We start from the raw sequence: 14,783 nt of genomic DNA on the forward strand, positions 1-14,783 counted from the left end.
GTGATTTTACCAATTTGGATTTTGTTTCCATTTACCATTTGTCAATTCGATCATCCGTTGTTGGATGGGAAGCAAGTAGTCTCGATCGACCCTAAATCGATACCCACTTGGCAATACTGCTTTATAAGGATCCATGTAGCGTGTAGCATCACCAGGATTACCCGAAAGGAAGAAATTGACTGTTTTTCCTGTTGGTGCGGTGTCATAGTATAAGAGGTTATCCTTGTAAAAACCCGTACTGTTGTTTTCTTGCGCAATATTACTTCCAATAAAAAGGATACCTAAGGGTCTTTTGCCAACAATCAATTGATCTGCTGCTGCCCAACGTAAAATATCTTGCAAGCGTTGCCCTTCAGCCACCAGCTCAACACGTCTTTCTCTTCTAACGGCTTGTATATATTTGTCTAGTTGTGCAAAAGGATAGTTTGCTGAGGTATTGTATTCGCGATCAAAATCCATGTCGGGCATATTGACACGGGCACGCAATGGTCGTATCGCTTCAATGATTTTGGTTGGATCTTCCTTAAGTTCTGCTATGGTTTCGGCATAGTTAAGCAATACTTCTGCATAACGAAAATAAATGACAGGAGCAGCACTCATACCATCATCAGATACCGCAGGGAGACTGTTATATTCCACATATTTGTACATCGGATAACCTGTGGTCGAACGGTTGAATCCGCTTTGATTGATCGACGGGAAATTAGCAGCTACCGCATCAGGGCGTAATGGTGCCTGTGGTACTACTGCGGTTTGTGCCAATCGTGGATCACGAATCGTAGGTCTTAGATCTTGGCTATATATCTTTTGGACTTCGGTCTGTACTGAGCCTGCAAATGGTTTTCCATCTGCCGTTAAGTAATCACTCACGAGACTCTGAGTAAGCCCAATATCTCCCCCACCGGTTGATAGATATTTGGATACACCATGCCCGACATTTTCTGAAGGATTATAGCGTCGATATAACAGTACCTCATTGTTGGTCGACAAGTTTGCAGTATTGAACATATTGCGGTAATCATCATTGAATTTTCCTGTGGTATATATTTTCCAGCGATTGCCATCTATAACAGTCTTGGCCGCATCTCGTGCTTGAGTTAGGTAATTTTTGATCTTATCTTCGGTAGCTTCCATACTGGCAAATGGTGTCCCTTTTAATTTATGATACCGTTGCCATGTTCCTTCATATAGAGCAACCCGTGATTTAAATGCCAAAGCCACATCACGGTGGATACGCATACTCGCATTGGTCGATACGATGGGTAAAAGATCGGCAGATCGGTTCAGGTCGTTGAGGATAGAATCTACAATCATAATACGGCTATCTCTAGCTAATAGCGTAGACTCGTCTTCGGAACTCAACAATTGATTGACCCAAGTGACATCTCCATATTTTTTGACCAATTCGAAATAATACCAGGCGCGAAAGAAATATGCTTCGCCGAGATATTTGTTGATCTCCGCTTGATTTCCAGTTGCATTTTTAGATTGTTTCAGAAAAAAATTGATTGATCTTATTTGCGTGTATTCACTGATACTGGAAGCATTGGAGATCGTCAACTGTCCGCTAAGTCTAGGATCAACACTCGTAAATATCATATTATCTGTCCGCGCATCATCAAAAGCTGGGCCTATACCACCTGTAAAATTGGGATGCCCAGGTAAGGTTTGATAGAATTGATTGACATACAGTTTAAGTTCATTGGTCGAAGATAAACTTCCTGTTGTGGATAATTGATCTAATGGTTCCCGATCCAAAAAATTACTGTTGCATGCTGAACATACAGTGATACTGACTGCAAGTAGGCATAAATATAGGTTATATAGTTTCATGTTGCTCGGATTAAAAATTAACGTTTAGACCAAAAGAATACACTTTACTCAAGGGGTATATTTTACCTGTACCCGAGCCACCGTCAATCGTTTCTGGATCAAACATCTTTGCTAAGGGACTAAAAGTGAATAAGTTTTCTCCACTAAGGAATAGATTGATACGTTCAAATTTCCAGCTTTGGATCAGTGATTTGGGTATATTGTAACTGATGGTCAGGTTTTTGAGGCGTAAGTAAGCCGCACTTTGTAAATAGCGAGTTGAAGATAGCTGAGTCTTATTGATGTAAGAATTGATGGCACCTGCAGGTGCTGCATACGGATTGGGATAGTATGCATCAGGATTGCTTTCAGAGAAATAATCTAAATGTTGCTTAAAGACTGTAACCTGTGCTAATGCACCTGCTCCCCAAAAGTAAGCATCCGCAACTGCTGGACTAAAATCTCGTTTACCAATACCTTGCCATAGCATATTCATCGATAAATTTTTCCAAGTTAATCCACCAGATAAACTATAGCTGTACCTCGGTGTACTATTTCCGATAATGGAAATGTCGCCCATATCACCTAAGCGATTGGCTCCGTTGTTAATTTTACCATCGTTGTTGAGATCGAGATACATGACGTCACCAGGGATCCAATCACGTGCAGATAAGAATGATTGATCCAATTCATTATATACATCTGCCTCTGCTTGGGTACGGATTAATTGATTGGCTTTATAACCCCAGATTTCCCCCGAGGTCTTACCTTCGTACCATTGTCCACTTGGATCAAATTTGGTAGGATTTTGATATTTTGTGACCATCGATTTGTAATCTGTGAGTATTAAGCCTAAGTTATAGCTCCAGTCTTCGGAAAGCTGATCACGCCATTTGACATTAAGTTCCCAACCTCGTGTTCTTAAATCAGCGTTGTTACTTTTTGCAGGGATTGTACCAAAAAGATCGGCTACATCACGTGATGGACCGAGCATATCTTTAGTATTACGTTGGTAGATATCAATTGCACCGGTCAATCTGTATTTGAATGCCGTGAAGTCGAGACCGAAATTGGCACTGCGCACTGTTTCCCAAGTGATGAGTGGATTGAATGCTCCTGGAGCATTGATGTAGCTCTCGCGACCGTTTTCAAAATAATACTTGCCACCAGCTCCATTGGCTCCTGGTACGATAATGCTCATGTTTTCGGAGTACGCATAGAGTCCTGCTCCTGCCTGATTTCCTAGTGATCCGTATGAGCCTCGTATTTTTAATTGATTGACCCAGCTGACTTGATCTTTAAAGAATGATTCTTCACTGATGTTGTATGCAGCAGATACAGATGGAAAGAATCCCCAGCGATTGCCTGCTGCGAAACGTGAAGATCCATCATAACGACCATTGACTTCTAATAGATATTTCTGATCGAAATTGTAATTCAAACGAGCGAAGAGGCCACGAGTAGCCCAATGATTGCGGGCTTCTTTACTAGACTTGGTTCCTGTCGATAAGTCTATGCCTGGACGGTCGAAGCTAATCAAATCACTAGCGGATGTATAGATTTCTTTAAACTGATTTAGCTCTTGCTGAAAACCTGCTGTGACGTCAAAGTTGTGCTTGTCTAGAGATAGTTTATAGTTAGTATAAAGATTAGGTGTAAGGTAATTGTTGGTATTCATTTTACGTTCAAAACTCCCACCTAATGGGATATTGTATTCGGAGCGGTTAACCAGGTAGGAAGTGCCATCAATACCATAAATTGTACCTGGTAATTTTAAAATATCATTGGCATCATTATCCAATCTATAATTGAGATCGGCAAATATCTTCCAATTTTTCAACGGACTTATTTCCAAACCACCTAGTATCGCTAATGTATTGTTTGTCAATTCATCTTTTGTACCCGATTGTAAATATGGCACCATGGATTGTTCATTCCAGTTTCCATAAAAATCATAGGGTGATACATTGGGACGCATACGAGCCAGATTGTGGAAAAACATGCCTTCATAGCCAGCTAAAGGTGTCTGGTTGTTACTCTTTGTATATTTGACATTGGCTTTGACTTTTAGCCAAGAGGTTAGATCTGAGGAAACTGAACTATTGAAATTATAACGTTTGTAATCGATATCTGCATAGCGCAAGATTCCTTCTTCGTTGTAATAACCTGCCGATACATAAAATTGCGTACCTGCATTTCCTCCGCTCATATTTACAGTATAATTCTGACGTAGGGCCGTTGGTTTATAGTGGAGATCGAACCAATTGGTATTTGCGACACCATTGGCACTGTTTTCCCAGCTTGCGTAATTATTGGTATTAACTTCTGGAAATATCGATAGACTGGTTGGATCATTGATATACTGTTGCAATAGCGCAATCTTGTCTTCCGAATATTGTTTCGTACCCAATGCATTGAAGGTCGCTGCATTGAAGAAATTAGCAAACTCAACGGAATTAGCCATATCGGGTAATCTAACAGGCGATGTGAGTCCGGTATTGCCGGTAAAACTAATTACTTTTTTTCCGGCTGTACCTTTTTTAGTGGTGACCAAAATAACCCCATATGCCGCTCTTGATCCATATATCGCAGATGCTGATGCATCTTTTAATACCGAGATGTTATCAATATCGCTGGGATTGATATCTGCTAATGACATCTCCATTCCGTCTACAAGTACATAAGGACCATCGGTACCGCTGATATTTCCTACCCCACGGACATTTAGATTGAAGCTTTGACCAGGCTTGGTATTTCCGCCAACATTGACATTTAATCCTGGGACAATACCCTGTAAGCTTTGTGTTGCATTGACAACGGGTCTGTTTTCCAGTTCCCGACCGCTTATAGCGGAAACAGCACCGGTTAAATTGACGCGTTTTTGTGCTCCATAACCAACGACAACCACTTCTTCGAGTTGAGCAAGATCAGCTATTAGTTTGATGGACTGAAAAGTAGAGGAGTAAGGCAATTCTTGCGACACAAAACCCACGCTACTGATGACTAGGTAACTTTGTGTATTTTTTACGGCAATTGTAAATTCGCCCTTATCATTGGTCAAGGTACTTCTATCTGATCCCTTTTCTTTAATGGATACACCAGGTAAGGGATCTCCTTTACCATCAATTATTTTGCCTTGAAATTTGGGGTCTTGTGATACGATCGGTGAAATAACGATTCGACCACCATTGATTTCCTGCATTTTTAAACCTGTTTTTTCTAGAATGGGTTCCAATAATTCATTCCAAGGTTTTTTAATTGCATTGACATCACTAATCACAAATTTGTCAATCTGATTGTCATTATAAATAAAGCGCAGATCAGTTTGTTTTTCGATCAGCTGCAATAAAGTTTTAAACTTTATGCTTTTGTTTTTTAAAGTAATGTTGCCTTGAGCAAGTGTCGAATTTGCATAACTGCTGTAGCCAAAAGCTACAATAAGCAACAGCGTAAATTTTACCATGAAGAGCCACTTTAGGTAATAAAGAATTGGCACATGACTGAAGACATGTGAACTTTTTTTCATAATTTAGATATTAGAAGTTAGTAATTAAGCACATTACTTTCCTAGGGCTTTGTGCTTGTTCATTCATCTTTAAGGGTGTATCATTACGATATGCCCTTTTTTGTACAGGTTTGATTCATAATTTTTGGTTTTAATAAATTAATATACTGTCTTGTTTTTCTGTATAATGTAAATTGACACCTGTCTTGATCAATAGATCTAGTAAATCTTTACAGGTTTTTTCTTCAAATACGCCTGTAAACGATTCATTCATGAGGTTTTCATTTTCGATTTTAATCGTTTTATTGTACCAACGTTCCATTTTTTTGGTCATGAGCTCTAATGGATCATTCTGAAAGACAAGTTTATTTTTAGTCCAAAGCATATCCAGTTGTTCACCGTCTTTAGAGGTAGCTTTCTTTAGATCAATGATTACCTTTGTATTTTCAGTAGAGATACTCGGATGATTTTTGTTGATACGCATGTCATTACTCATCATATGAGTCACTTCGATCTTGTCTCCGGGATGCATGATATATTGGCGATATTTACCATTGTCTTTTATGTGTAGATTGACTTTACCTTCAATCAATGCGGTTTCCATTCTCTGCTCTTCAGGATAGGCTCTGACATTAAATTGAGTGCCTAATACCTCGATCCGGTTACCATAGGAATCGACATGAAAAGGTAGTTTTTTGTTCTTTGCAACATTAAAGTAGGCTTCACCGGAAAGTTTTACATCACGGTTGCTATGTCCATATGACATGTTGTACTCCAATTTGCTCTCGCTATTGAGCCAAATCTCCGTGCCGTCTTTCAACCTGTAGAATTTACGTTCTCCTTTGGAGGATATGAGCGTGATGATATCAGTACTCCTAGGATGCATATAGATGTAACTAGCCCCTACTGCTAAAATGAAAAGTATAACCATTGCAGCAAGTAAGAGTCTATATTTTCGTACCTGATGGTAAGGCTCTACGGGTTTTGCTGTTAGAAGTCCTTGGGAAACACTAGAGGACATAAATTTTTTTCTTGATCTTTCGTAGCGTGTTTCCTTGGTGATAGTTTGATCTTCAGATATCTTTTTGTTCTGTGTTAGAAAGAGATAGAGGTCGATTCTACTTTCTTCTTCTGCCATTAGACGATACAGCTCATCCAATTCTGAACCCGTAATGGTCTGGCTCAAAACTTTATGAATCAATTGTAAATAGTGCTGATCTGCTGCTGACATATACATGTGTTTAGTATGAAGACACATGAAAGGATTAAAATCCCCAATAGCACATATTATTTTTTTTCTTTTAATAGAAAATAGAGTTTTGCGACCGCAATCTGAATATGTCTATCTACTGTTTTGACTGCAATACCCATAGCTTCAGCAGCTTGTTTGTAGGTCATCCGGCAGTCTTTGACCAATAAAAACGCCTCTTTTGTTTTAGGAGGTAACTGATCAATGGCACGCTCTATCTCGCTTGTTTTTTCTACTGATATGAGCAATGCTTCAGGCGATAGGTCGTCGACTAACGTGTTGCTATGTACTTCAACAGGTTCGTATCTGACGATTTTATTTCGTAATAGATTAAGACATTTATTTTTTGTTGCTCGGTATAAATAGGCTGATACTGATTTGATCTGAGTAAGCTTTGAACCCATATTCCAGATTTCCCAAAATACTTCGCTTGCCACATCTTCAGCATGGCAAGCGTCTTTGATGATGGAAAAAGCATATTGTTCCAGCATTGCAATATTTTGTATGAAGAACTGCTTAAACACATATTCATCACGCATAATGGCGATTCTATGTTTTTGTTCTTCACTAAAATCCTTAATATCGTACATGTATATGGTTGATTGGCCTGACTAATATAAACAAATCATACATAAAACGTTTACAATTATAAAAAATTATAGATTTCACTCCCTACTTTCAAATTAATTTTTATACAAAAAAATGATTTAAGCAATTGTTCATAACGATCTATACTATGTTAAAATATTAATATCAAATCGATTATAGTTGATATAGAACATTCGGATTTTATAATTTGATTTATGATGTTAGTATGAAAAGCAGTTTTAATGTTGAAATTGACAAAGCAATAATTAAACAGACTGCTTCTGAAAAAAAAGAAAAGTACTGCTATATTGAGTAGCGCTTATCGAAAAATTCTCCTATAACTAGATCTCAAAAAATGGAATGAAAGCACTCAAGAAAAAACGTATATAACAAAAAAACCGTCTGATTATCCCAAACGGCTCCATATATTTTATGATGATACCTGATTGATAGTTTTTATGATTTTATTTCATCAGAAAAGCTATAGCGATCAATCCTTTACCGAGATATAAGTCTCTACCTCAGCTATAGGACCATCATTGTATTTTTCACCATGTACGGTAAAATCTGCTTTGTAAGCTCTTTTTGAATTAAATTCTTGATCAGCCCAAATGCCTAACCAGGTATCGAATATGGCTTCTGGCATCTTTCCTTTAGACACATATTCAGCATATTCTCCCCCTTCGATCACTAGCCCTACAAGTCCTTCTGGAACGACCGTTAATCTGCTTACTTCATATCCGATAATGGTATCGTAATAGCCTGTAAAATCTGTTTCATAATTTGTATAAACGGCATAGATCTCGTTATTTATCTTTTGCTCAAGTTGATGTATGGTTTCATCTTTCCAAAACTTTTGCCATAATAATTCGATATCATTTGCAGACTGTCCATTTTCATTGGTAGTTCTAATGGCCATACCGATAATCTTCTTTTCTTGAATGGTGATGTTGTTCATTTTTTGATTTTTAATATTTAAGCGAAAATAGCTATCCCCACTGACAGCAGTATGTCAGTAAGAATGGTAACATCAAATTAAACCCATCTTTCATTAAAGAGGATTGTATGTAAGAATGATATGCCTAAAAAATAAAGACTGATCAGCAAAGTAAGCCGACTAAGTGGCTGCTCTTAGCATAAAGTATGAAGACAGTTGAGGTATTTATGCCATTAATGGATCGCTTTTCGAATTTTCCCCAACTTCTATACGTCCTGCAAACTGTTCGTAAAAATCCAAATATCCTATACACATCACTGTTACATCGTACCAATAATACTGCTTGGATAAATCAATGTCAACAACTTTACTAGAACCTGAGTGCACCTGAATACTCTTTGCTCCCTGCCCATAACTGTTATCTTGAAGTAATAATTCAACCTGACGGTTCTCTTGATTCGCGATCTCGATCAACAATCGGCCTGTAAATCCGTTATCTTTTTTATTGCTTTCGTAACGACAAGAAATTTTGATTTTTGGATTTTCTTTCCCTCCAGCAAATGATCGAAAAAAACCATTTGGACCGTAAACGCTCAGTTTATAAGCACGATGATAAAAAGCATCTAATGACCAGCTATCTTGCAATCGGTCTCCTGGAACCGTCGCATAATTCCAACTTCTACCTCCTTCATCATGATAAGGAGTTTCGCTATAAACGGTAAATGCTGCCCCTGAAGATGCAGGACCAAATATTCGGCTAGCAGACTCAAAGGAGATCTGATATTGCGCAGTTTCCTCATTAAAGTACCCATCCACATAGAGCTCATAAGGCAATCTGCATGAATCTTTAATACCTTTTTCCTGTTGCGGGAAATAGGGGGAAATCCGAGGTTCTTGGTCTAACTGATGTATTTCAGCTTCACTTAAAGCCTTGAATCCTTTTGGTACATCTTTATATTTCGCTTGGTGAATACTTGCTATAAATGGTTTTTTTTGAACAAATTCAGGTTTCGCTATCACTTCTCCGTTGTAGGGTCTGAAGGCCGAAGTTAAATCTCCACAAACTGCCCTCCTCCATGCTGTAATATTAGTCTCTTTGATATTTGACTTTGTTTTATGACCAATGAACCGCTCTAAAAACTGTAATGGTGAAGTGTGATCAAATACCTGTGAATTAACCCAGCCACCACGGGACCAGGGAGAGGCGATGATCATCGGGACACGATATCCTAGTCCGATATTACTTTCACGTCCACTTTCCGGATGATATTGCTCTTCTTTCCGAACATACTCCAACCGTGTATCGATGCCTTGGGAAACCTTACCTGAATCTTTTTGGTAAGGATTTGGTGCGGCAAATGGTGCCACATGGTCAAAATAACCATCATTCTCATCATAAGTAAGGATAAAGATCGTTTTTTTCCATACTTCTGGATTTTTGGTTAAGATATCCATGACTTCACTGACATACCAGGCACCGAACCAAGGTGAATCTGGGTGATCAGAGAAAAGCTGTGGCGCCGTCAGCCATGATACTGTAGGCAGTTTGCCTGTATTGACATCTGCTCTAAACTGATGCAAGATATCACCCTTCGGTATCTGGAGTTGACGAGTCTCATCACCTTCTTGATATTCCATCTGTTCGAGCTCCATATAGTCTGGAGCAGCACTGTTATTGACAAATGCACGTCGGTGGATTTCTTTTGTGTATGCACTCAACTTTTCAAAGTTTTCGTCCGTATACAGCTCTTGTTCCTTTACCGTTTCTTGCAGTCGCTTTTGCAATTTCTCGTATTCTTCTCCAGTTGCACTACCTTTTTTGTTTAGCTCTTCAAGGTTCGCATTGATCTGCTTTCTTTTCTGAATCAATAGATCTTGATACCGCTTGCTATATTGGACAGCATATTGGGGGAAATACTCCATGACATTGCATCCAAAATTCCCCAACCAACTGTTTTCTTGACCACTATAACCGTCACTACTGGAAGATATTTCATTTTGATAGATCTTCCAATCCACACCATTATCGGTAAGGCGTTCAGGAAAAGTCTTCCATGTGGCTTTGCCACTGAACTCGGAATCTCCATTCCAAACCAGTGCTTTATTGGTCAGTTTTTCTCGAATATTGCCTGTCCAAAAATAGAGTCTATTGGGATTGGTACCCGTGAGGCTGGAACAGAAATGTTGATCGCAGATGGTAAACGCATCGGCCATGGCATAGTAGAAAGGTATATCTTCACGTGTATAATGGCCCAATGTTAAGGGCATCTCTTTGAAATCTTTAAATCCCGAACGCTTGACATCTAGCCATCGATCCATCTTGCCTTGATTACTTGCATCGGTCTGGTCTGTCCAATTATGTGGCAGACAGCCCATCCAAGTGACTTTAGAATCTTTCATATCTAATCGAAAAGGCGCATATGTTTTACCATCCGATTGAGACTGTAACCAAACCTTGCGGTTATTGGGTTGGCGGACAACACGAGGGTCGTTAAATCCTCGGACACCTTTTAAAGTGCCAAAAGCATGATCAAATGATCTGTTTTCTTGCATCAGCAAAACAACATGTTCAGCATCATAAAACGTGCTCCCTAATATCGGATCAATGGCCATGGCCTTTGCAATAGATTGAGGGAGCAGCTGTGACAGGGACATGCCGCCCGTCAGCATAGCTGCTTTTTTTAGAAATTCTCTCCTGTTATCCATATGTCAATTACTCTTTTATATGATCATTATTTAATCGGTCCCTTGAATTGAACTTTTCCTTATCATCTCAAATAGGTTATACGATACTCTTCCTTATTTTGTCATATCACTCAAAGCTTGAAATATATTCATCGGATATTCTGCTATCCGATTACATAGATATAAGTACCATTCTTTTCCGTAAACGAAGTAAAGCTTAGTTTGGTAACCTTGGGCTTGAAGCAACACCAGTTGCTCATTGCAAATACCATAAAGACTCTCGAACTCGTAGTTTTCTTTCGTTGGTTTGTACTTCTCGATCAATACTTGAGCATTTGCTTGTATTTTTTTGTCGTGTGTAGCAATTGAACATTTATGATTCTGTGCCAATAACTGATCGATATAACTCATATAAACATCATCAAGTATCTCACCTCTAGGCATAGAAAGGCCAATAGCTGTTTCAAACGCACCTTTCACGATCCTGATTCTTCCGGTTTCTTTTATTATTTCTTTAAAATCATCTTTTGTACGGTACAGATATGCCTGCAGGGTTATCGCCAAATGATCGTATTTTGTTAGTGCTTTTTTATAGGTATCAATAACTGCATCAGTTCTTTCAGTTCCTTCTGCACTGATGATAACTTCAATACCAGATTTTGATGCTTCCTGACAAATGGCATTTAAATTATTTAAACAAAGATCTTTGGATATTGCTAAGCCTATATGCGACAGATCTAGTGATACTGTGGAATTCAACTGTTGCAATCTGATTTGTTGACAGATACGAATAAACTCTTCGGTGGCAGCTTTGGATTCTTGCTCTGTCCGGGTACTTTCACCCATGAACTCTATCGAAGCTTTTAGGTTATTTAAAGTTTTAACTTTAACTATCGTTTCTTCCAGAGTTTCACCGCCAATATATCGATCGGCTGCTTTTTTAAAAAGTTGGAACAAGACAGGGTTTGCTAATATATAGGATTTGGAATCTTCATTTAGTGCTGCTTTTCTTAATGCTTCAGCACCAATCTGTAATAAGTCTTTATTCATAATAACTTTTATATAACGAATAGCAATTATAAACTAATTATTGGAAAAAGAATATTTTTTTATCAGTTCCATTCATTTAAACGATCATTAACAAAATGTATCTATTGATGTTCTCACTGCCATCGTCTAACTATAAATCTGGATAAATAGCTGTCTATTTCACTCTCGCTGCATAAATAGTGGAAAGTATCTATTTGATAACAAAACGTCAATTGATTGATTTGGCTAGGCAGGATGATAACGCGATATCTACAGATTGTTAAAGAAATAATATTTAGGCCTATCACAAACTCAGGGATTCAATCAATGCCATATCTAATTTCGAACTTTATTTGTTTCAAAAGATAATTGAAATCTTAATATCCTAAAATTTCATAAAGTATTGCCGTCTGTAATGGAGCTAAGGTTTAAGTTATTTCTTTCGGGTAAATATCTGTTTATCCCAAGTTGAGGATTTCAATATACCATTGGGCTTGGTACGGTATACTAGTTTATTTTTTTCTACCGTAATTTCACTATACGGCGCATGATGTTCCTTATCTTCTGGCATGACCAATCTGGCATTTTTTATAAAAGCTTTATAGACATCGCCACTCGCCCGACATTGGTATTTAGCTGTCCAGTCGGTGATCATTACATAACTGTCATTTTCAAAGGTTATCTGTAAGCATCTACTTGTTTTCTTATCTATCCAAATTCCGCCATATTGCTTTTGGATCTGTATCATCGTGAGAGGAGCTTGTCCATAGCTACTTGATTTGTATAAAAACAAAACAATTAAATAAAGAAATACTTTTTTGAAGCTTAGCATAGTTAAATGTAATAATTTTCATTTGAAACTTTTGAAAAAATCAAATCTAAGTATACTTCGCCCTTTCTGTGTAATTCTCTTTAAACAGGACGTTATGTAGATAAGAGTAAACAGGTTTATATTTTTTAATAAGCTTATCCTTTACTACTCATAATCGCTGAAATTACATATATCCTTTTAATTAAGAAAATGTGCGTTATTTAATCCGAAAAAACTTAAAATGTGAGCTGATTATAATTTATTTGACCTATAATTCTATCTTTGCGCATAATTAAAAAAAAATAATTCCTAATTCCCACCGACTGAAATTTAAAAATAGAACATTATTAAAAATGAGTATAAAAAGAAAGATATTAGAAGCAAAAACAGATAAAGAATTAGAAATCTATCTGCAAGAAGATACTCGATTTGTCCCACAAGCAATTCAATTTGCGTATGAAATTCTCAAATCACGTGGAAGAATTTTTACTCCTGAAGAAATTGAACAAATTACTTTCTTGATAGAAGAAAAGTCGAGAAATGACAAAATTACTATTCATCCAAATCATAAAAAAGCCGCAAACTTAATCTATGCATCAGCCGCGTTATCGATTGTGAATATCATCATATCTCCTTATGTAAATTTTTCATTCCTAAATATCTTTTTCTCCCTTATCATTGTAGGGATGATTTTTGGTATTGGATATATAGTTAGTAAAGGGAGCAACGGGGTAAAATATATTATATTAGCCATGATGATTATTGGATTAATGTATATCCCTCTCATGATGTCAAATATCATCCAGAATCCTGTCGTTGGAACTATTAACATCATGCAAACCGCTTTACAGATTTGGGCCCTAATTTTATTATTTCAAATCCCTAAACCTATTAAATAGCTAATCATATTCTAGATCTTCATTATCATTTTCTATTTCTTCTATCATCTCTCCAGCTGTCTCTTGTCTCAATACCCTGATTACGTATATTTCGTTAACAAAATTGACAAGAGCGACCAATATAGGTGTTGCGAAAAGTAAACCCAATGCGCCCGTGAGTGTACCCATCAGCAATTGGAAAAAGAGTACCATAGCTGGTGGTAAGGATAGCATCTTCTTCTGTACGAAGGGGGCAAAAACTGCAGATTCTATTATCTGTACGCCAATAAAAATTGCGATAATGTACAGGGCTGTGACTGGTCCATCTAGCAATCCCACTAAAGAAGCGGGTATAAGTGCAAGCGTGGGACCTAAATTGGGAATGAAGGAGAGTAATCCTGCTATTAACGCTAAAATCAACCAAAGCTCAATTCCTAAAATAAGCAAAGCAATTGCTGTTAAAACAAAAACAAAAAGCATGTCCAACAATTGAACTTTTAACCAAATCTTCAATTGCTCCCCTACTTTATCCAGAACTTCCTCAACTGTACGCTTATTTTTGTCTGGAAATAAGCTGATGATGCCAATCATATACTCTTTGGGGGAAATCATAATGAATATACCCAAAAATAAGAAGGCATATACATCTCCAAAAAAACCAAATGTCCCACTGAAAACCTGTGGTAAATGTTGTATGACTTTGTTCATCTGATCTTCCGCACTGTCAATATTATCGATAAGATAAGTACCCCAATTGGTACTACTCAAATAGATCTGTAAATTATCAATCATTTTTGGTACTGTAGCGGCAAGTTCTTTATATTGTTTTACAGCTGTATTTCCGATAAAATAAGATATGGTGCTAGAGAAAATAATCACCCAAAGTATCGCTAACAAGAGGCATATTTTGGAATTTAAACCCGTCCAGTGCTGTATCTTGGATGAAATCGCATGGAAAAGTATGGAAAAGAGAATTCCTCCAAATAGCAAAAGTAATAGTGTAGTACCTTTTATGAATAAGGCTGTCAACATTAAAAAAAGTAAAACAACGATACATACTGCTGCTGATTTTTTGTAAATGTCGCTCATAGGCAATTTGAACATAAATTATTATTTATTTTCTACAATATATTGAAATGAATAGTTAGTGGTGAACTTTCTCTCTCTATCAAGATAACATTTAATACCGCTATTTGTTTGAAACGACTATGCAAACACTTTTACTACTATAAAATCCATATTAATATTGGTGTATCAAGCAACCGGTTTGCTATCAGAAATATATATTA

Annotated in this window: 10 protein-coding genes; 1 reads left to right on the forward strand and 9 read right to left on the reverse strand. The window is 37.3% G+C overall.

The features are described from left to right. Nucleotides 1-6 precede the first annotated feature (6 nt). From C8N37_RS15465 to C8N37_RS15500, 8 genes are all read right to left on the reverse strand, one after another. Nucleotides 7-1,833 carry a RagB/SusD family nutrient uptake outer membrane protein gene (locus tag C8N37_RS15465; RefSeq protein ID WP_108159737.1) on the reverse strand — a complete coding sequence of 609 codons (1,827 nt, stop codon included), beginning with the start codon at nucleotides 1,831-1,833 and terminating at the stop codon, nucleotides 7-9. Nucleotides 1,834-1,843: 10 nt separating this feature from the next. Further along, nucleotides 1,844-5,275, reverse strand: coding sequence for a SusC/RagA family TonB-linked outer membrane protein (locus C8N37_RS15470; protein ID WP_170114540.1), 3,432 nt, complete (start codon nucleotides 5,273-5,275; stop codon nucleotides 1,844-1,846). A gap of 193 nt (nucleotides 5,276-5,468) precedes the next feature. Continuing rightward, a complete protein-coding gene (locus C8N37_RS15475) occupies nucleotides 5,469-6,548 on the reverse strand; it encodes a FecR family protein (RefSeq protein ID WP_170114541.1) in 1,080 nt (359 codons plus the stop codon). A gap of 56 nt (nucleotides 6,549-6,604) precedes the next feature. Continuing rightward, the gene (locus C8N37_RS15480) at nucleotides 6,605-7,156 is read right to left on the reverse strand and encodes an RNA polymerase sigma factor (RefSeq protein WP_108159740.1); all 552 of its coding nucleotides are present in this window, start codon (nucleotides 7,154-7,156) and stop codon (nucleotides 6,605-6,607) included. Nucleotides 7,157-7,644: 488 nt separating this feature from the next. After that, a complete protein-coding gene (locus C8N37_RS15485; RefSeq protein WP_108159741.1) occupies nucleotides 7,645-8,112 on the reverse strand; it encodes a GyrI-like domain-containing protein in 468 nt (155 codons plus the stop codon). Nucleotides 8,113-8,316: 204 nt separating this feature from the next. Continuing rightward, on the reverse strand, nucleotides 8,317-10,797 hold the full coding sequence (locus tag C8N37_RS15490; RefSeq protein WP_108159742.1) for a phosphocholine-specific phospholipase C: 2,481 nt from the start codon (nucleotides 10,795-10,797) through the stop codon (nucleotides 8,317-8,319). Between the two features lie 93 nt (nucleotides 10,798-10,890). Next, nucleotides 10,891-11,826: a proline dehydrogenase family protein gene (locus tag C8N37_RS15495; RefSeq protein WP_108159743.1), complete on the reverse strand. Its 936-nt coding sequence runs from the start codon at nucleotides 11,824-11,826 to the stop codon at nucleotides 10,891-10,893. Nucleotides 11,827-12,238: 412 nt separating this feature from the next. Continuing rightward, nucleotides 12,239-12,553: a hypothetical protein gene (locus C8N37_RS15500; RefSeq protein ID WP_146171085.1), complete on the reverse strand. Its 315-nt coding sequence runs from the start codon at nucleotides 12,551-12,553 to the stop codon at nucleotides 12,239-12,241. Between the two features lie 416 nt (nucleotides 12,554-12,969). On the opposite strand from C8N37_RS15500, the gene C8N37_RS15505 reads away from it, so the two are divergent. Then, nucleotides 12,970-13,515, forward strand: coding sequence for a hypothetical protein (locus C8N37_RS15505; protein ID WP_108159745.1), 546 nt, complete (start codon nucleotides 12,970-12,972; stop codon nucleotides 13,513-13,515). Here C8N37_RS15505 and C8N37_RS15510 read toward each other — a convergent pair whose 3' ends face one another. Beyond that, the gene (locus C8N37_RS15510; protein ID WP_108159746.1) at nucleotides 13,516-14,598 is read right to left on the reverse strand and encodes an AI-2E family transporter; all 1,083 of its coding nucleotides are present in this window, start codon (nucleotides 14,596-14,598) and stop codon (nucleotides 13,516-13,518) included. Between the last annotated feature and the right edge of the window lie 185 nt (nucleotides 14,599-14,783).

The sequence above is a fragment of the Sphingobacterium faecium genome, assembly GCF_003054045.1.
GTDB classification, from domain to species: domain Bacteria; phylum Bacteroidota; class Bacteroidia; order Sphingobacteriales; family Sphingobacteriaceae; genus Sphingobacterium; species Sphingobacterium faecium.